Source organism: Pseudomonas sp. E1MeOHC2 (assembly GCF_058745025.1).
Map to the genome: position 1 here is coordinate 3,610,635 of NZ_CP196675.1, position 17,919 is coordinate 3,628,553.

At 62.9% G+C, this 17,919-nt stretch carries 13 protein-coding genes; 5 read left to right on the forward strand and 8 right to left on the reverse strand.

Going from position 1 to position 17,919, the window contains the following annotated elements:
- Window positions 1–17 precede the first annotated feature (17 nt).
- On the forward strand, window positions 18–734 hold the full coding sequence (locus ACSSU5_RS16335) for a fimbria/pilus chaperone family protein (protein WP_492559292.1): 717 nt from the start codon (window positions 18–20) through the stop codon (window positions 732–734).
- Window positions 731–3,124, forward strand: coding sequence for a fimbria/pilus outer membrane usher protein (locus tag ACSSU5_RS16340; protein ID WP_492559293.1), 2,394 nt, complete (start codon window positions 731–733; stop codon window positions 3,122–3,124). Before ACSSU5_RS16335 ends, ACSSU5_RS16340 begins: the two co-directional genes overlap by 4 nt.
- A 36-nt stretch (window positions 3,125–3,160) precedes the next feature.
- Here the strand turns inward: ACSSU5_RS16340 and ACSSU5_RS16345 are convergent, their stop codons facing one another.
- Window positions 3,161–5,752, reverse strand: a complete 2,592-nt coding sequence (locus ACSSU5_RS16345; RefSeq protein ID WP_492559294.1) for a glycosyltransferase — start codon at window positions 5,750–5,752, stop codon at window positions 3,161–3,163.
- A gap of 133 nt (window positions 5,753–5,885) precedes the next feature.
- Here ACSSU5_RS16345 and tcdA point away from each other — a divergent pair, with 133 nt between their 5' ends.
- On the forward strand, window positions 5,886–6,695 hold the full coding sequence (tcdA, locus tag ACSSU5_RS16350; protein ID WP_264309996.1) for a tRNA cyclic N6-threonylcarbamoyladenosine(37) synthase TcdA: 810 nt from the start codon (window positions 5,886–5,888) through the stop codon (window positions 6,693–6,695).
- A gap of 108 nt (window positions 6,696–6,803) precedes the next feature.
- Here tcdA and ACSSU5_RS16355 read toward each other — a convergent pair whose 3' ends face one another.
- The 4 genes from ACSSU5_RS16355 to ACSSU5_RS16370 form a co-directional block, all read right to left on the reverse strand.
- The gene (locus tag ACSSU5_RS16355; RefSeq protein ID WP_264309995.1) at window positions 6,804–7,214 is read right to left on the reverse strand and encodes a SufE family protein; all 411 of its coding nucleotides are present in this window, start codon (window positions 7,212–7,214) and stop codon (window positions 6,804–6,806) included.
- Window positions 7,211–8,416, reverse strand: a complete 1,206-nt coding sequence (locus ACSSU5_RS16360; RefSeq protein WP_492559295.1) for a cysteine desulfurase — start codon at window positions 8,414–8,416, stop codon at window positions 7,211–7,213. Before ACSSU5_RS16360 ends, ACSSU5_RS16355 begins: the two co-directional genes overlap by 4 nt.
- Before the next feature lie 82 nt (window positions 8,417–8,498).
- Window positions 8,499–9,533, reverse strand: a complete 1,035-nt coding sequence (dapD, locus tag ACSSU5_RS16365) for a 2,3,4,5-tetrahydropyridine-2,6-dicarboxylate N-succinyltransferase (protein WP_492559296.1) — start codon at window positions 9,531–9,533, stop codon at window positions 8,499–8,501.
- A gap of 41 nt (window positions 9,534–9,574) precedes the next feature.
- A complete protein-coding gene (locus tag ACSSU5_RS16370) occupies window positions 9,575–9,922 on the reverse strand; it encodes an ArsC family reductase (protein ID WP_264309992.1) in 348 nt (115 codons plus the stop codon).
- A gap of 353 nt (window positions 9,923–10,275) precedes the next feature.
- Here ACSSU5_RS16370 and ACSSU5_RS16375 point away from each other — a divergent pair, with 353 nt between their 5' ends.
- The gene (locus ACSSU5_RS16375) at window positions 10,276–11,922 is read left to right on the forward strand and encodes a Na+/H+ antiporter (RefSeq protein ID WP_264309991.1); all 1,647 of its coding nucleotides are present in this window, start codon (window positions 10,276–10,278) and stop codon (window positions 11,920–11,922) included.
- Between the two features lie 35 nt (window positions 11,923–11,957).
- Here the strand turns inward: ACSSU5_RS16375 and dapC are convergent, their stop codons facing one another.
- The 3 genes from dapC to map are packed head-to-tail and all read right to left on the reverse strand — an operon-like array spanning window position 11,958 to window position 16,707.
- Window positions 11,958–13,154 (reverse strand): succinyldiaminopimelate transaminase, encoded by a 1,197-nt coding sequence (dapC, locus tag ACSSU5_RS16380; RefSeq protein WP_264309990.1) that lies wholly within the window; start codon window positions 13,152–13,154, stop codon window positions 11,958–11,960.
- Between the two features lie 30 nt (window positions 13,155–13,184).
- A complete protein-coding gene (locus ACSSU5_RS16385) occupies window positions 13,185–15,887 on the reverse strand; it encodes a [protein-PII] uridylyltransferase (protein WP_264309989.1) in 2,703 nt (900 codons plus the stop codon).
- A gap of 37 nt (window positions 15,888–15,924) precedes the next feature.
- A complete protein-coding gene (map, locus tag ACSSU5_RS16390) occupies window positions 15,925–16,707 on the reverse strand; it encodes a type I methionyl aminopeptidase (RefSeq protein WP_264309988.1) in 783 nt (260 codons plus the stop codon).
- A gap of 345 nt (window positions 16,708–17,052) precedes the next feature.
- Here map and rpsB point away from each other — a divergent pair, with 345 nt between their 5' ends.
- Window positions 17,053–17,790, forward strand: a complete 738-nt coding sequence (gene rpsB / locus ACSSU5_RS16395) for a 30S ribosomal protein S2 (RefSeq protein WP_027595792.1) — start codon at window positions 17,053–17,055, stop codon at window positions 17,788–17,790.
- Window positions 17,791–17,919 lie beyond the last annotated feature (129 nt).

The following is a 17,919-nucleotide window of genomic DNA, read 5'->3' on the forward strand; positions in this document are numbered from 1 at the left end:
AAAAACAGAGCATGACCATGAGTTTGCCAACGAGTTTGTCACTTTGTCTGTGCGCCATGCTGATGGCCGCCGCCGGTGCGGTGCATGCCGATGGCATGATCCCTGAGACTTCCGTGGTGATCGTCAATGAGGCCGATGGCGAGGCGTCGATCACCGTGCGCAACGACGACCCATTCCCTGCGCTGTTGTTGGTGACGCTGCAGAACCTACCCGAAGACGAGGAACCGCTGCTGTTTCTGACTCAGCCTGTATGGCGTGTGGAGGCCGGCCAGGAACAGCGCGTGCGGTTTTTGCTGCGTTCAGGCGTGCCCCTGCAGACACAGCGGCTGAAACGCGTGGTATTCGAAGGCGTACGCCAGCAACCGGGCGGCAGCAACGAGGTGGCCCGTGTTGGCGTAAGCGTGCGGCAAAACTTGCCGGTGATCATTCACCCCAAAGGCCTTGCGCGCCATCGTTCCCCCTGGGAGGGCTTGCAGTGGCGCGTTGGTCCAGAGACGTTGCAGGTCAAAAACCCCACGTCCTACGTGGTACGCCTGGCCCAGGAAGTCAGGCTGATGCCGGGCAACCAGCCGGGATACCTGCCGCGAACCTACGTGCTGCCCGGTGAGTCGCTCGACGTGCGGCTGGCGTCGCCAATCGACGCAGGCACCGATCAGGTTCGCTTGTTCCCCGCCACGGTCTACGGCTACGCGGTTGACGATTTCCATGCCCCGGTACTCAGGGGCGATCAGTGAATGGGGGCATTCATGCGGCCGTCAGACGTTGCCTGTTGACACTCTGTTGCGCTTTGCCGATAGCTGATAGCAGGGCCAGTGCCGGCGCCACTTTTGACCCTGAACTGTTGCGCCAGCGAGGTTTGAGCGCCGAGCTGGCAGCCTACTTTCAGGATGCGCCTCGCTTTACGCCAGGCCAGCACAAGGTGAGCCTGCAGGTGAATGGCAAACGTGCTGGGCAGGTTTACGCAGCGTTTCTCGAAGAGGGCGACCTGTGCCTTGATGCAGCCCTGTTCGAAGCGGCCGGCATGCAAGCACCGCCAGTGGGGAGCGAGCACTCGCCATCACGCTGCATCGACTTGGCCGGCCTTTATCCGCAAAGCGAGCTGCAGGTAAACCCGCAGACCGCCACCGTCAGCCTGATCGTGCCCACGCAGGCGTTGTTGCCGATCGGTCGGGATGCTGGCCTTGCACCTTATGACACCGGGGGCGTGGCAGGCCTTGTTAATTATGATGTCTCGCTGCTGGACAGCCGCGCTGCGGGTGCCAAGCACCAGGCCTGGACGGCGCGCACCGAACTGGGGGCCAACATGGGTGACTGGATAGTGCGAAGCCGCCAGCTGGGCAGTTACAACAGCCAAACCAGGCAGTTCGTTGCACTGGATGCCTATGCCCAGCGTACCCTCGCAACGCACGCTGCCGTGTTGCAGGCCGGCCAGATTCACTTGTTCAACCCTGTGCTCTCGGGGGTATCGGTACAGGGTGTGCAGGTGTTTTCCGAGAAAGCGTTGAGCCACCTGCGTCAGCGGCGCGAAATCCAGGGTATTGCGCGGACCCAGGCACGGGTGGAGGTCCGTCAACGCAACCGCCTGGTTTACACAAGCGTGGTTCCGCCAGGGCCATTCTCTTTCGAGAGCCCCGAACAGGCCGATGCGTTCGCAGACCTGGAAATGACCGTGCACGAAGCCGACGGTGAGCAACGTCATGTCACCCTGCCTGCCACGCCCCTGAGTGACGGCCTGTCTGACGGCTTCCAGTTCGGGGCTGGGCAGTTGCGAGACAGCGAGCGTTCGCCTGGGCCTTGGGCCCTGGGTGCGGGGTGGAGCGGGGGCCTGTTCAAGGGGGTGACCGTGGCCAGTGGCCTGTTGGCGACCGAGCAGTATCATGCCAGCGGTTTTGCCCTTGGCATGCAACCGTGGCCGCAAACGCAGGCACAGTGGACCTTGCGCCATTCGCGGGCCGCCAATGGCGGAACAGGTCTTCAAGGCCAGTTCGCAGTCACCCAGCGAGTGAGCGATGGCGTACGGGCCAACGTTGCTTATGGGGTGCAGGGCCGTGCCTACCGCGATATCCTCGAGACGGCGGAAGGGACCAGCGAGTCCGCTCGACAGCGCGACCAGGTCAGTGTCGGGTTTTCCTGGAGCGGGACCAGGGCAGGTGCCTTCAGTACCGGCATCAGCCAGTCGCGCGTTCGAAATGGTCAACCTGTCGGCCGTGGTTACCTCAATTGGGCAGGGGGTATTGGCCAACTGTCGCTGTCGGCAGGTGTCGACTGGCAACTGAAGGGGGCTGGGCATGATGGCCGACTCGCCTACCTGAGCATGAGCCTGCCGCTGGGAGGGAACCGTAGGCTGCATACCTCGTCAAGGGGTGCGCGAGGTGACTACCGTTCGTCCGCGGTGTTGCGGGAGCGTGTCAACGAGCGCTTTTCCTATCGAGTGGGTGGGAACCACGACAGCCGCCATCAGGCTGTGCAATCGGCCGTGGGTGCATCGTTGACGACAGGCTTCAATCAGGCGCAAGTGGATTACTCAAGCCGTGGCGAAGGTGCCCGTGTCTTCAGTGCCAACCTGCGCGGTGGGGCGCTCGCGCACGAACAAGGGGTGACTTTTTCTCCCTACCCACTTCAGGACACGTTCGCATTGATAAACGTCGGTGGGCTGGCGGGGGTGCAACTGGATACACCTGGCGGGCCTGTGCAAACCGATGGCAAGGGCCGGGCAGTGGCCGCGCAGGTGCGGCCTTATTCCGACAGCCGGGTGCAGGTGCGCACCCAAAGCCTGCCACGCAACGTAGAAATAGCGAACAGCCTGGGCATCATTCGGGCCGGGCGCGGCGCTGTCGCCCAGCTGGACTTCCAGGTCGAGCAGACGCGTAGGGCCTTGTTGCAGGCGATGCGCACCGACGGCCAGGCCCTGCGGGATGGGGCGTCGGTAGTGAACGCGGCGGGCAGTTTCGTCACCACGGTTCAGTCAGGCGGGCTGATCTTCTTGCATGACTACCAGGCCGATGAGCGTTATCACGTCACGTTGGCGGATGATGCGGGCTGCGCCTTGGAGTTCGAGCTCAGCGACCGCCCGGACCCGGATCAGTACTACGAATCCGTCTCGGCACTTTGCCATGTGACCTGAGGCGTAACCAGGGCCGCAAGGCGGCCCCGGCCTGTTTCACGTGGCTTGTGCTTCGACGTTGTTCTCGGCAGGTTTTGGCAACGACGACAGCAATGCCATCACCAATGCCGCCAGGTACGGCAACGATTGCACCAGCAGCATCGCGACCCAGAAGCGCATGTCCGAGCTTGGCAGCCCTTGCACCAGATAGATGCCCAGCGCCGCGCCCCACAACAGCAGCATGATGAACAGTTCTTCGCGTGCTTCGGAGAGCGCCACCAGCACACCATGGCTGTCGGCATTCTTGGGCGTGCGGAAGAATGGCATGCTGCTGGTGAAGAACCCGTACAACACCGCCTTGGCAATGGTGTGCGACAACGCCAGCCCCGCCAGCGCGGCGGCGAAGGCATCCTTGAGGTTGACCCCGACCGCCCGGCGGTACAGGAAGATGATCTTGCCGACCTTGAAGAAGAACAGCGCCAGCGGCGGGATGGCGAAGATCATCAGCGGCGGGTCGACCCGGTGTGGGACGATGATCATCGCCGCCGACCACAGCAGTGCGCCGACGGTGAAGAAGATGTTCATGCCGTCGGCGATCCACGGCAGCCAGCCGGCCAGGAAGTGGTAGCGCTGGCCGCGAGTCAGTTCGCTGCCCTTGCCACGCAGCAGGGCGCCGGCATGGTGCTTGATGATCTGGATGGCGCCGTAGGCCCAGCGGAAGCGCTGCTTCTTGAAGTCGATGAAGGTGTCGGGCATAAGGCCCTTGCCGTAGCTGTTGTGGGCGTAGGCGGCCGACAGGCCTTTTTCGAACACCCGCAGGCCCAGCTCGGCATCCTCGCAGATGCACCACTCGGCCCAGCCGAGCTCTTCCAGGACCGAGCGCCGGGTCATGGTCATGGTGCCGTGCTGGATGATCGCGTCACGGTCGTTGCGGGTGACCATGCCGATGTGGAAAAAGCCCTTGTACTCGCTGTAGCACAGCTTCTTGAAGGCACTTTCGTGCTGGTCGCGGTAGTCCTGCGGTGACTGCACCACCGCGATCTTCGGGTCGGCGAAATGCGGCACCATGTGCTTGAGCCAGTTGCGGTCGACGCAGTAGTCCGAGTCGATCACCGCGATCACTTCGGCGTCCTTGGCAGTGTGTGGGATCAGGTAATTGAGCGCACCCCCCTTGAAGCCGGCCAGGGGCGCGACATGGAAGAACTTGAAACGCTCGCCGAGCTTCTCGCAGTGCGCCTTCAGTGGCTCCCACACGGCCGGGTCTTTGGTGTTGTTGTCGATCACCAGCACTTCATAGTCGGGGTAGTCCAGCGCGGCCAGGGCGTCGAGGGTCTGCTTGACCATTTCCGGTGGCTCGTTGTAGCACGGTACATGCACCGACACTTTGGGCCGGTAGGCGCTGTCGGTCTGCACGGGCAGGAATTCACGACGGCGTTTGTGTATCCATACCGCCTCGGCCAGTTCGTGGGCCTCTGTGAGCAGGACGATGAACACGCCCAACGCACCCAGGGCCAGTAGCACGCCCACGGTCAGGCTGAACCAGGTGCTGTATTGCTGGCTGTAGTCGTAGGCAATCCACACCAGCACCGATCCGCACAGGAAGGTGATGAAGGTCAGGAAGGTCCGGCCGCGTTGGCGCAAGGCCGAGCCGTCGATGAACAGCACCATCAGGGCAATCATCGCCAGCACCACCGAAGCGACCGCCAGGGCACGCCACTGTGGGATGGCGACCACCGGCCCATCGAAGTTGAACTTCTGCTGGCGTTCGGCGTTGAACACGCCCCAGTACGCCCCCACCGAACCTTCGTCACTGGCTTTCCAGGGCTGGTCGTAGGCCTCGATGACAAAGTAGTTGTAGCCACGGCGGTTGAGGGTGTTGACCAGGGTGCGCAGGTAGATGGCCTGGTCGGCCTGGGTGGCATCGGCGCCACCGCGCATGCGGCCGTTGCTCGGCCAGCCGACTTCCGAGAGCAGCAGTGGCTTGCGTGGGAACTGCTGCTTGAGGTCGCGGGCGCGGTCGAGCACGAACTCCACCGAGTCCTGCATCGGCACGAACTCCCAGTAAGGCAGAATGTGCGCGGCGATCAGGTCGACGTGCTTGGCCAACTCCGGGTGTTCCTTCCAGATATGCCATTGCTCACTGGTGGTGACCGGGACCTTGACGGCTGCGCGTACCCGGTCCAGGTACTGAATCAGCGCTTCGGGGGTGACTTCTTCGCGGAACAGGGCCTCGTTGCCAACCACCACCCGCACCACACTGCGCGAGGTGTTGGCCAGTTCGATGGCGGTGGCGATTTCACGCTCGTTGCGTTCAAGGTCGGGGCTGATCCAGATACCCAAGGTCACCCGCAGGCCGAATTCCTCGGCCAGGCGCGGGATGTCCGACTGGGTGCCTTCCACGGTATAGATGCGGATGCTGTCGGTCAGCTTGCTCATCTGTTCCAGGTCTTGGCGCATCTCGTCGTCGCTGGGGTATTGGCCCTTTTGCGGGCTTTCCCCCAGGCGGAACGGCGAGTACGAGAAGCCGGAGATCTGTTCCGGCCAGGCTGGCGCGGAAACGGGGCGGTTGATCAGCGCCCAGAACCCGGTGAACAGCGCAGCGATGGCCAGGACCACAACCAGGTTGAGGCCGAATTTGCGTGATGACATTGTCTTCCAGATCTGTCGAATTGATTGAATATTAAAGCAGGATTGGCCGGCACTTTCCTAACGATGGAGGCCACTGGCGCCGTTGGCATATAATGCGCGCCGATTTTTGAGGTATGAGCTTCGGGGTAGCAAGATGAGCACAGAAGATCCACGCTTTGCCGGCGTTGCCCGGTTGTATGGCGACGATGGCCTGCAACGGCTGAAACAGGCCCATGTAGCGATCGTCGGTATCGGCGGGGTGGGCTCGTGGGCGGCCGAGGCGTTGGCGCGCAGTGGCGTGGGCGAGATTACCCTGTTCGACCTTGACGATGTCTGCGTCAGCAATACCAATCGTCAGGCCCATGCCTTGGAAGGGCAAGTGGGTCGGCCCAAGGTCGAGGTCATGGCCGAGCGCCTGCGGGCGATCAACCCGGCTTGCACGGTGCATGCGGTAGCTGACTTCGTTACCCGCGATACCATGGCCGAGTACATCACCGAGGAGCTCGACTTCGTCATCGACTGCATCGACAGTGTGATGGCCAAGGCTGCACTGATTGGCTGGTGCAAGCGGCGCAAGATCGGCATCGTCACCACCGGTGGCGCAGGTGGGCAGATCGACCCGACGCAAATCCAGGTCGGTGACCTCAACAAGACCTTCAACGACCCGCTGGCCTCGCGGGTGCGCTCTACCTTGCGCCGCGACTACAACTTTTCGCGTAATGTCAGCCGTAACTACGCCGTGCCGTGTGTGTTTTCCAGCGAGCAGCTGCGATACCCCAAGGGCGATGGCAGCGTTTGCCTGCAGAAGAGCTTCGTCGGTGAGGGCGTGCGCTTGGACTGCTCGGGTGGTTTTGGCGCGGTGATGATGGTGACCGCGACATTTGGCATGGTCGCGGCGAGCAAGGCGGTGGAAAAACTGGTGGCGGGGGCCAGGCGGCCTTCGGAGCGGGTCAAAGCCGAGTAAACCGGTTCCCTTTTCGCGGGCAAGCTCGCTCCCACAGAGGCTGTGCACTACTCAGGGCCTGTGCAGTTCCTGTAGGAGCGGGCTTGCCCGCGAAGAAAGTCCCACCGTTCAGTGGCTGGAAGTGAGTTCTGCCATCCGCAGCAACACCGCATGCAGCCCATTGCTGCGCGAGGGTGACAGTTGCCGCTCCAGCCCTAGCTGGTTGAACCAGTCGCGCAAATCCAGATCAGCCAGCTCGCTAGTGGCCAAGCCTTGCACCCGTATCAGCAGCAATGCCAGCAGCCCGCGCAGCAACCGCGCATCGCTGCTGGCCTTGAACTGCCACTGGCCGTCATGCTGTTCAGCCACCAGCCACACCAAGCTTTCGCAGCCATGTACGCGGTTGCTGTCGCATTTGTCGGCGTCGCTCAGCGGTTCAAGACGATCACCCCACTGCATCAGTAGACGCGCACGTTGCTCCCAGCCACGGGCCTGTTCGAAACTGTCCAGCGCCGCTTGGGCGGCCACGGGCAGGTTCACCGCAGCAACTCCAGGCCTTGATCGAGGGCGACGAAGAAACGCTGCAGGTCGTCGCTGTCGTTGTACAGCCCCAGCGACACCCGAATCGCCCCTTCCAGCCCCAGCCCTTTGAGCAATGGCATGGCGCAGTGATGGCCGGCGCGCACCGCAATGCCCTGTTCGGTCAGCAGATGAGCGATGTCGGCATTGTGCACGCCGTCGATGACGAAGCTGGCCAGGGCCGCCTGGGGTGAGCCTAGCACCCGCACACCCTCACGGTCGGCCAACCCGCGCAACAGGTGCTGATGAAGGCTGGATTCATGATTGTTGACCGCTATGGCATCCAGGCTGGCCAGGTAATCAAGGGTCGCGCCCAGGCCGATCACACCAGCGATGGGCGGAGTACCTGCCTCGAAGCCCAGCGGGGCCGGGCGGAAGCTGGCGTTGTGGTAGTCGGCCAGTTGCACCATTTCGCCGCCGAACTGCCAGTGGCGCAGCAGCTCCAGCGCCTGCGGGCGGCCATAGAGCACGCCGACGCCTTCAGGGCCGTACAACTTATGGCTGGAGAACACGTAGAAGTCACAGCCCAACTGCTGCACATCGTGGCGCCCGTGCACCACACCCTGGGCGCCATCGACCACGGTCAGCGCGCCTTGCGCGCGAGCATGGGCGAGCAAAGCTGGCAGCGGCTGCCAGGTGCCCAGCACATTGGACAACTGGCTGACGGCAAGCACGCGCGTGCGCGGGCCAATCAGCTGCAAGGCCTGGTCGAGGTCGATGCGGCCATGCGCGTCCACTGGCAGCACAACCAGACGCATGTTGCGCCGCTGCGCCAGTTGCTGCCAGGGCAGTAGGTTGGCGTGGTGCTCCAGGGCGCTGACGGCAATTTCTTCGCCTGCTTCGAAACGGTGTTCAAGGCCATAGGCCAGCAGGTTCAGCGCCGAGGTGGCGCCGTGGGTGAAGATGATCTGCCGCGATTCGGCGGCATTGAGCCAGGCGGCAACCTTGTCACGGCTGGTTTCGAACGCCTGGGTTGCCAGCGCGCCGGGCAGGTGCTGGGTACGGTGTACGTTGGCGGCGCCGTGGCCGTAGTAGTGGCTCAAGGCATCGAGCAGGGCCTGGGGCTTCTGGGTGGTGGCGGCGCTGTCCAGGTAGGTCTGGTGCTGCCGTTGCAGGGCGGCGATGGCGGGGAAGTCGGCACGCCAGGGGGAGGGCTGGAACATGATCACGGGGCCTGGAATGAAAATCGGGTCTGGCGTGAGTGCGCCAGACCCGATCTTAACACTTCGAACCCGTGGGGAGTTCTCAGTTGTGGGCGTGCAACGCCTCGTTCAGCTCGATGGCCGACTTGTGGGTCTTGCATTCCACCGCGCCGTTCAGCGAGTTGCGGCGGAACAGCAGGTCGGTCTGGCCGGCCAGGTCGCGGGCCTTGACCACTTTAACCAGCTCGTTGTTTTCGTCGAGCAGGTTCACCTTGGTGCCAGCAGTGATGTACAGGCCGGCTTCGACGGTGTTGCGGTCGCCCAGCGGGATGCCGATACCGGCGTTGGCGCCGATCAGGCAGCCTTCGCCGACCTTGATGACGATGTTGCCGCCGCCGGACAGGGTGCCCATGGTCGAGCAGCCGCCGCCCAGGTCCGAACCCTTGCCGACGAACACGCCCGCCGAGACACGGCCTTCGATCATGCCTGGGCCTTCGGTGCCGGCGTTAAAGTTGACGAAGCCCTCGTGCATGATGGTGGTGCCTTCGCCGATATAGGCGCCCAGGCGCACACGGGCGGTGTCGGCGATACGCACGCCAGCCGGGACCACGTAGTCGGTCATCTTCGGGAACTTGTCCACCGAGAACACTTCCAGCAGCTCGCCTTTCAGGCGCGCTTCCAGTTGCAGCTCGGCCAGCTCGGCCAGGTCGACGGCGCCCTGGTTGGTCCAGGCAACGTTTGGCAGCAGTGGGAAGATACCGGCCAGGCTCACACCGTGCGGCTTGACCAGGCGGTGCGACAGCAGGTGCAGCTTGAGGTAGGCCTCTGGGGTCGAGGTCAGGGCCGCGTCATCGGCCAGCAGGGTGGCGACCAGCGGCTTGTGGCTTTCGGCCAGGCGGGTCAGCAGGGCAGCCTGGGCGGCATCGATTCCTTTCACGGCTTCGGCCAGTTGCGCCGCTTGAGCGTTGCTGAACGCAATGGCCTGGTTGCCGCCTTCGTAGCCGAGGATCGGGGCAACGGCCGCGATCAGTTCGGCGCTCGGGTTGACCAGCGGTTGTGCGTAGAAGACTTCAAGCCAGGTGCCCTGGCGGTTCTGGGAGCCGACACCGAAGGCCAGGCTGAACAGGGTATTGGACATGTGATTACCTCGTGCGAAATAGGGTGGAGGCGCAGGCGGGCTCAGGCCAGTGCTGCGGCATACAATTCAGGTTTGAAACCAACCAGGGTGCGCTCGCCCAGGTCGAGTACCGGGCGCTTGATCATCGAGGGCTGGGCAAGCATCAACTCGACAGCCTTGGCCTGGTCGATATCGGCCTTGCTGGCATCGTCGAGCTTGCGGAAGGTGGTACCGGCACGGTTGAGGATGACTTCCCAGCCGTGCTCGTCGCACCAGCGGTTCAGGCTGTCACGGTCGATGCCCTGGGTCTTGTAGTCGTGGAATTCGTAGCCGATGGCTTTGTCTTCTAGCCAGGTGCGCGCCTTTTTCATGGTGTCACAGGCTTTGATGCCGTAGAGCGTGTAAGTCATTGTGCACATTGGGGCAAAGGTTCCCCAATTTCTCCATTTTTCGAAGGTCAGTCGCGGGATTATGCGGGAACGATTCGGTGAGCGCCACGGGGTGTGGGCGAATGGGTAGGGCTTGGGAGGTGTAGCGCCTATGAGATCGAGCGCCGCGCGGGCGGCGCTCGATCTCATAGGCGCCGGAGCGCTTCAGCCATGCTCCCCGTCACTCAAACACATGCATCATTGTGTTACATATTCACGCCGGGCCTGCGACTATCGTGCAGCGGCCCTACGTTGCCATACGCCGCTAACATATTGTTTCAATGGCGATGTTTCGCCCCGCTATGGTTATTGATTCACAAAGGAAGCTTTCACGGATGCAGTCAGCCTATACCGTCCTCATTCTGCTCACGCTGGTCAGCGTGTCGAAGCTGGTCGGGCGGATGATCCCGCTGCCCCTGCCACTGGTGCAGATCGCCGCCGGTGCGCTGTTGGCCTGGCCGACCCTGGGGCTGCACGTGGCCCTGGACCCGGAGCTGTTCCTCTTCCTGTTCCTGCCACCGCTGCTGTTCGCCGATGGCTGGCGTATTCCCAAGCGCGAACTTTGGCGCATTCGCGGGCCGGTGGTCGCGCTGGCGGTGGGGCTGGTGCTGTTTACCGTGGTCGGCGCCGGATACTTCATTCACTGGCTGCTGCCAAGCATCCCGCTGCCGGTGGCCTTCGCCCTGGCGGCGGTGCTGTCGCCTACCGACGCCGTTGCGGTGTCGGCCATCACCCAGGACCGTTTGCCCACGCCGCTGATGCACATGCTGCAGGGCGAAGCGCTGATGAACGACGCCTCGGGCCTGGTGACGTTCAAGTTTGCCCTGGCAGCGGCGATCACCGGTGTGTTCTCGTTGGCTGATGCCAGCTTCAGTTTCGTCCTGGTGGCCCTAGGCGGCCTGGCGGTTGGCGTGGCGCTGAGCTGGCTGATTGGCCGTCTGCGCGCCTGGATGATCGCCCGAGGTTGGGACGACCCCGCCACGCACGTGGTCTTCATGCTGTTGCTGCCCTTTGCCGCCTACGTGCTGGCCGAGCGCCTGGGGGTGTCTGGCATCCTTTCGGCGGTGGCTGCCGGCATGATGCAGAGCTGGCTCGACCTGCTGCCGCGCCAGACCAGTACCCGCTTGCTCAACCGCAGTGTGTGGTCGTTGCTGGAGTTTGCCTTCAATGGCCTGATTTTCCTGCTGCTCGGCCTGCAGTTGCCGGACATCATCAAGGCTGTCGTGAGCCACGAAGCCACTGTGTGGCCGACGCTGGCCTGGCGTTGCCTGGATGTGCTGGCGATCTTCGCGGCGTTGATCCTGCTGCGCTTCATCTGGGTGCAGAGCATCTGGCGGGCAATTGGTGTGGTGCGCCGTTGGCGAGGCAAGCCTGCGCTGGTGCTGATGCCCACGGCGCGTTCCTGCTGGCTACTGACCCTCGGCGGCGTGCGAGGTGCGGTTACGTTGGCCGGTGTGATGTCGGTGCCACTGTTGATGGGGGCCGGCAAGGCGTTTCCCGAACGCGACTTGCTGATTTTCATTGCAGCCGGTGTGATCCTGTTGTCGCTGATCAGTGCTTGTATCGCCCTGCCTATCTTGCTTCGCGGGATTACCAAGAGCCCGGACGAGCGACTGCATCAGGAGGTACAGGAAGCCTGGCGGCGTACGGCGGAGGCCGCGATTCATGCTTTGGAAGCTGAAGAAGTGATCGATGCCAATGCACCCCAGGATGCCGCGCAGGCGACCTTGGCGACCGAGCTAAAGGCGCGCTTGATGGCTGAATACCGGGACGAGTTGGACAGTTACAACGATACAGCGGAGGCAAGGGCATTGGCCGAGCAGATGGATTTGCTTGAGCGGCGTTTGCGCTTGCGCGCGCTGCGGGCGCAGCGGCTGGAGCTGTATAACCTGCATCGCCAGCACCTGGTGGGCGATGAAGTGGTGCGTCAGGTGCTGGGGGAACTGGACATGAGCGAGGCGAACCTGGGCGCGGTCCGCTAGAACGCGAGGGGCCGCCAAGCGGCCCCGCGGCGCTATCAGCGGTTTTGCAGAAACGCGCGAATCCGCTCGGCCGCCTCGATGCACTCGGCCAGCGGCGCAACCAACGCCATGCGCACGCGGCCAGCGCCTGGGTTCACGCCATCCACTTCACGCGACAGGTACGACCCCGGCACTACGGTCACATGCTGGGCTTCGAACAGGTCACGGGTGAACTCGGCATCGCAGCCCGGCACCTTGGCCCACAGGTAAAAGCTGCCATCCGGGCGTTGCACATCCATCACCGGCTGCAGGATATCCAGCACGGCATCGTACTTGGCGCGGTACTGGTCACGGTTTTCGCGCACGTGCGCTTCGTCCTGCCAGGCGGCGATGCTGGCCAACTGGGTCTGCACCGGCATGGCGCAGCCGTGGTAGGTGCGGTACAGCAGGAAGGGTTTGATGATTTCGGCATCACCTGCGACAAAGCCCGAACGCAGGCCCGGCAGGTTGGAGCGCTTGGACAGGCTGTGGAACACCACGCAACGTTTGAAGTCGCTGCGGCCAAGCTCGGCGCAGGCGCTAAGCAGGCCCGGTGGTGGCGCGTCTTCGTCGAAGTACAGCTCGCTGTAGCACTCGTCGGCGGCAATCACGAAATCGTGCTCGTCGGCCAGGGCGATCAGTTTCTTCAGGGTGTCCATCGGCACCAGCGCGCCGGTGGGGTTGCCCGGCGAGCACAGGAACAGGATCTGGCAGCGCTTCCAGACGTCAGCGGGTACCGCATCGAAATCCGGGTTGAAGCCGTTGTTTTCCAGGCACGGCAGGTAATGCGGGGTGGCACCTGCGAGCAGGGCCGCACCTTCGTAGATCTGGTAGAAGGGGTTGGGGCTGACCACCAGGCCGTTATCGGCGCGGTTGACCACGGCCTGGGTGAAGGCGAACAGCGCTTCACGGGTACCGTTGACCGGCAGGATGTGGCGGTCGGCATCCAGCCAGCCGGTTGGCACGCCGAAACGGCGCTCGCACCACTGGCCGATGGCCTGGCGCAAGGCTGGCAGGCCGATGGTGCTGGGGTACACCGCCAGCTTGTCGAGGTTGTCGGTCATGGCCTGGGCGACGAACGCCGGCGAGGCGTGCTTCGGCTCACCGATCGACAGGGCGATGGCGCGTTTGTCCGCCGCAGGCTTTACGCTGCCCAGCAGGGCACGGAGTTTCTCGAACGGGTAGGGCTGAAGCTGGGTCAGGGCATGGTTCATCGGCGCAAGGTCTCGTCAATCGTCTAATCGTTAAAAGGTCACGCGGGTCGGGCTGGTGTCGCTCGCCTGGCCTGCCTGCAGTTGTTGCACGATGGCTTCCTGCAGGCGGCTGCATAATTGCGGGTCTGACAGCGGCTGGTTGTCGGCGTCGGTGATGAAGAACACGTCTTCCACGCGCTCGCCTAGGGTGGCGATCTTGGCGTTTTGCAGCGACAGGTCGAACTCCAGGAAGATGCGCCCGATCCTGGCCAGCAGGCCCGGGCGGTCAGGCGCGGTGATCTCAAGGATGGTCACCGGCCGCTGGGCATCGTTGAGGATGGTCACCTGGGGCGGGAAATTGAAGTGCTTGAGCTGGCGCGGTACCCGGCGCTGAATGATCGTCGGGTAGTCCTCGGGGTTGCGCAGCGCTTCGGTGAGGCCATCGCGAATCTGCTTGACCCGCTGCGGGTTGTCGCCGATAGAGCCGCCGTCGTTGTCGAGCACGATGTAGGTGTCGAGGGTGAACTGGCTGCTTGAAGTGATGATCCGCGCGTCATGGATGTTCAGGTTGAGCTGCGACATGGCCGCCACGGTCACGGCGAAGAAGTCGTGCTGGTCAGGGGCATAGATGAAGATCTGCGTACCGCCCTCGAACTCGCGCTGGGTGGTTTCCTTGATCAGTACCAGCGGCCCGCCGTCGGCGGGCTGCTGGAGGATGGCATCCGTGTGCCAGGCCACATCGGCAGCGTTGTGCTTGAGGAAGTAGTCGTCGCCCAGCTGAGACCAGAGTTGCTCGACGTCGTCCGGGTCGATGCCTTCGCGCACGAGAATGTCCAGCGCGGCGCTTTGCGTCTGGCGGATCTGCTCTTCGCGGTCCAACGGGTTTTCCAGGCCACGGCGCAGGGCGCGCTTGGTCTCGGTGTACAGCTGGCGCAGCAGGCTGGCGCGCCAGGAGTTCCACAGGCTGGGGTTGGTCGCGTTGATGTCGGCCACGGTCAGCACGTAGAGGTAGTCCAGGCGCGTCTCGTCACCCACGTGCAGGGCAAAGTCGTTGATCACCTGCGGGTCGGACAGGTCCTTGCGCTGGGCGGTGGTGGACATCACCAGGTGGTTCAGCACCAGCCAGACGATCAGGCGGCTGTCCCAGGCGGGCAGCTGGTGGCGTTCGCAGAACGTTTGCGCGTCCACCGCGCCCAGCTCCGAATGGTCGCCCTGGCGGCCCTTGCCGATGTCATGGTAAAGCCCGGCCAGGTAGATCAGCTCGGGTTTGGGCAGGCGGCCCATGAGCTTGCTGGCCAGCGGGAATTTTTCGGAAACCGGCGTGTATTGCAGTTTGCGCAGGTGCTTGATCAGGTTGAGCGTGTGCGCATCGACGGTATAGATGTGGAACAGGTCATGCTGCATTTGCCCGACGATCAGGCCGAACTCGGGCAAGTAGCGACCAAGGATGCCGTAGCGGTTCATCCGGCGTAGGTTGCGGTGGATGCCGATCTCGCACTTGAACAGCTCGATGAACAGGCTGGTGTTGCGGATGTCATGGCGGAAGGTTTCGTCGATCAGGTGCCGGTGTTCGCGCAGCAAGCGCACGGTATCGGCGCGTACCCCTTTGATCTCTGGGTGCTGGGCCATCAGCACGAAGATCTCCAGCATGGCGAACGGCGTGCGTTTGAACACGTTCGGCGTGGCCGCTTCTATGTAGCCGTCATGCAGGCGAAAGCGCGCATTCAAGGGTTGGGTGGTGCCACTGTCCTCGTCGGCGAGGATGACTTCCTCGAAGTGCTGGATGATCAGGTCGCACAGTTGGCTGATGCTCATCACCACCCGGTAGTACTGCTGCATGAACTGCTCGATCGCGCGCTTGGGGTTCTCGTCGCTGTAGCCCAGCAGGGCGGCGATGCTGCGCTGGTGATCGAACAGCAAGCGGTCTTCGGAGCGCCCGGCCAGCATGTGCAGGGCATAGCGCACCTTCCACAGGAAGTCCTGGGAGGAGGCCAGCAGTTCGTTCTCGCTTTCTAGCAAAAAACCTTCGCCGGCCAGGGCGTGCAGGTTCAGGGTGCCGTATTGGCGGCGGGCCACCCAGAGCACGGTCTGGATGTCGCGAAGGCCACCGGGCGAGCCCTTGACGTTGGGTTCAAGGTTGTATTCGGTGTCGTTGTACTTGTGGTGGCGCGCCTTGAGTTCGGCGCGCTTGGCCAGGAAGAACTCCTTGCTCGGCCACATGTGCTCGGTGCTGGTAACTTCCAGCATGCGCTGGCGCAAGGCTTCGGGGCCGGCGACGGTGCGGCTTTCCATCATGTTGGTAATAACCGTCAGGTCGGCACGCGCCTGTTCGGCACATTCGTCGACGGTGCGCACGCTCTGGCCCACTTCCAGGCCGATGTCCCAGAGCAGGGTGAGAAAGCGTTCGATGGCCTCTCGGTAGTGTTCGTGCTCGGCGGCGCCCAGCAAAATCAGCAGGTCGATGTCCGAGTGTGGGTGCAGTTCACCGCGCCCGTAGCCGCCCACCGCGACCAGGGCGATGCCGCTCTGGTCGCCCCAGTCGAACTGGTTCCAGGCTTGTTGCAGGATGTTGTCGACGAGCCAGGCGCGGTCCTCGATCAGTCGGCGGATTTCGCGGCCATCGCGAAAACGCTTGTCGAGCACCTCGCCCGCCTGGCGGATGGCTTTCTTGAAGGCGGCGATGGGGCTCGCCTTGAGGGCCAGTTCCGCCTGGAACTGGCCGCGGTCGAACAGCTCGGGATCCACCTGGGGCATTGCGTCGCGTTCCTGTCGTGGGGTGCCTGGCGCGGACTCAGGCCGAGGTGCGCGCGATGGTGTCGTCCTTGCGCAGGGTGAAGATCTCGTAGCCGGTCGCGGTCACCACCAGGGTGTGCTCCCACTGGGCCGAGAGCTTGCGGTCCTTGGTGATGGCGGTCCAGCCGTCGCCCAGGACCTTGGTGTCGGCCTTGCCCTGGTTGATCATCGGCTCGATGGTGAAGGTCATGCCTTCTTTGAGTTCCATGCCGGTGCCGGCGCGGCCGTAGTGCAGAATCTGCGGCTCTTCGTGGAACACCTTGCCGATGCCGTGGCCGCAGAACTCGCGCACCACCGAGAAGCCGTTCTTTTCAGCATGCTTCTGGATTACTTCGCCGATGTCGCCCAGGCGGCAGCCAGGCTTGACCAGTTCGATGGCCTTGTACATGCATTCCTGGGTGACCTTGGACAGGCGCTCGGCCCAGACCGGCACGTTGCCGACGTGGAACATGCGGCTGGTGTCGCCGTGGTAGCCGTCCTTGATCACGGTGACGTCGATGTTGAGCGTGTCACCGTCCTTGAGCGGCTTGTCGTTGGGGATGCCGTGGCAGACCACATGGTTGATCGAGGTGCAGATCGACTTGGGGTAGCCCTTGTAGTTGAGCGGCGCCGGGATGGCCTGCTGGACGTTGACGATGTAGTCATGGCACAGGCGGTCCAGTTCTTCGGTGGTGACACCGGGCTTGACGTGCTCTTCGATCATTTCCAGCACGTCGGCGGCCAGGCGGCCGGCGATGCGCATCTTCTCGATGTCTTCTGCGGTCTTGATGGTGACGGTCATTACAGGCTCTCTACGGCGCCGTGCACGGCGCGAACAAACGGGAAAGGCCGGATTCTAGCAGAGCAGGGCGGCAATCGGTCGGGATAAAGCCGGCCAAGCTGCTGTCTATAGAGGGCATTCTGGCCTGAAAGCTTGGGTGCTGCAAAAGCCGCTGACGGACGCGACAGTATTCGGGTTCCGTTCGCTCGCGGTCTGTGGTATAAAATGCGCCGCTTTCGGGGACGACCCCGTAAGCCTAAACCCACACACGTGTCGACACGATGACCTGGGTGCCCCGAATTGCAAAATTTGTGGGTTGGTCATTGGGATGCGTGGAGGCCCAACCCGACTTATCAAGGAACTATCATGTCCCAAGTCAACATGCGCGATATGCTGAAGGCCGGTGTGCACTTCGGCCACCAGACCCGTTACTGGAACCCGAAAATGGGCAAGTACATTTTCGGCGCGCGTAACAAGATCCACATCATCAACCTGGAAAAAACCCTGCCAATGTTCAACGAGGCTCTGGCCTTCGTAGAGCGTCTGGCCCAGGGCAAGAACAAGATCATGTTCGTCGGCACCAAGCGTTCCGCCGGCAAGATCGTTGCCGAGCAAGCTGCTCGTGCCGGTTCGCCATACGTTGACCACCGCTGGTTGGGCGGCATGCTGACCAACTACAAAACCATCCGTGCTTCGATCAAGCGTCTGCGCGACCTGGAAACTCAGGCCGAAGATGGCACCTTTGCCAAGCTGACCAAGAAAGAAGCCCTGATGCGTTCGCGCGATCTGGAAAAGCTGGACCGCAGCCTGGGTGGTATCAAGGACATGGGCGGCCTGCCTGATGCCCTGTTCGTGATCGACGTTGACCACGAGCGCATTGCTATCACCGAAGCCAACAAGCTGGGCATCCCGGTTATCGGCGTTGTCGATACCAACAGCAGCCCGGAAGGTGTTGACTACATCATCCCAGGTAACGATGACGCCATTCGCGCTATCGAGCTGTACATGACTTCGATGGCCGACGCCATCATCCGCGGCCGCAACAACGTTGCTGGCGGCACCGAAGTCTACGCTGAAGAAGCGGCTGCACCTGCTGCTGAGTAATAGGCGCTAGCGTCTACTTGGCACGCGAAAAGGGGGCTTTGCCCCCTTTTTGCCACCTTGAAATCCTGCTGTCAGCTACCGCCCCGCATTATGGGCTGGCTGAGATAACAACAGCGGATTTGCAGAATT

Bases quoted from the DNA above. Each gene is read 5' to 3' on its own strand.
- ACSSU5_RS16335 (WP_492559292.1), top strand. From the start codon at position 18: ATGAGTTTGCCAACGAGTTTGTCACTTTGTCTGTGCGCCATGCTGATG.
- ACSSU5_RS16345 (WP_492559294.1), bottom strand. From the start codon at position 5,752: ATGTCATCACGCAAATTCGGCCTCAACCTGGTTGTGGTCCTGGCCATC.
- tcdA (WP_264309996.1), top strand. From the start codon at position 5,886: ATGAGCACAGAAGATCCACGCTTTGCCGGCGTTGCCCGGTTGTATGGC.
- ACSSU5_RS16360 (WP_492559295.1), bottom strand. From the start codon at position 8,416: ATGTTCCAGCCCTCCCCCTGGCGTGCCGACTTCCCCGCCATCGCCGCC.
- dapD (WP_492559296.1), bottom strand. From the start codon at position 9,533: ATGTCCAATACCCTGTTCAGCCTGGCCTTCGGTGTCGGCTCCCAGAAC.
- ACSSU5_RS16370 (WP_264309992.1), bottom strand. From the start codon at position 9,922: ATGACTTACACGCTCTACGGCATCAAAGCCTGTGACACCATGAAAAAG.
- ACSSU5_RS16375 (WP_264309991.1), top strand. From the start codon at position 10,276: ATGCAGTCAGCCTATACCGTCCTCATTCTGCTCACGCTGGTCAGCGTG.
- dapC (WP_264309990.1), bottom strand. From the start codon at position 13,154: ATGAACCATGCCCTGACCCAGCTTCAGCCCTACCCGTTCGAGAAACTC.
- ACSSU5_RS16385 (WP_264309989.1), bottom strand. From the start codon at position 15,887: ATGCCCCAGGTGGATCCCGAGCTGTTCGACCGCGGCCAGTTCCAGGCG.
- map (WP_264309988.1), bottom strand. From the start codon at position 16,707: ATGACCGTCACCATCAAGACCGCAGAAGACATCGAGAAGATGCGCATC.
- rpsB (WP_027595792.1), top strand. From the start codon at position 17,053: ATGTCCCAAGTCAACATGCGCGATATGCTGAAGGCCGGTGTGCACTTC.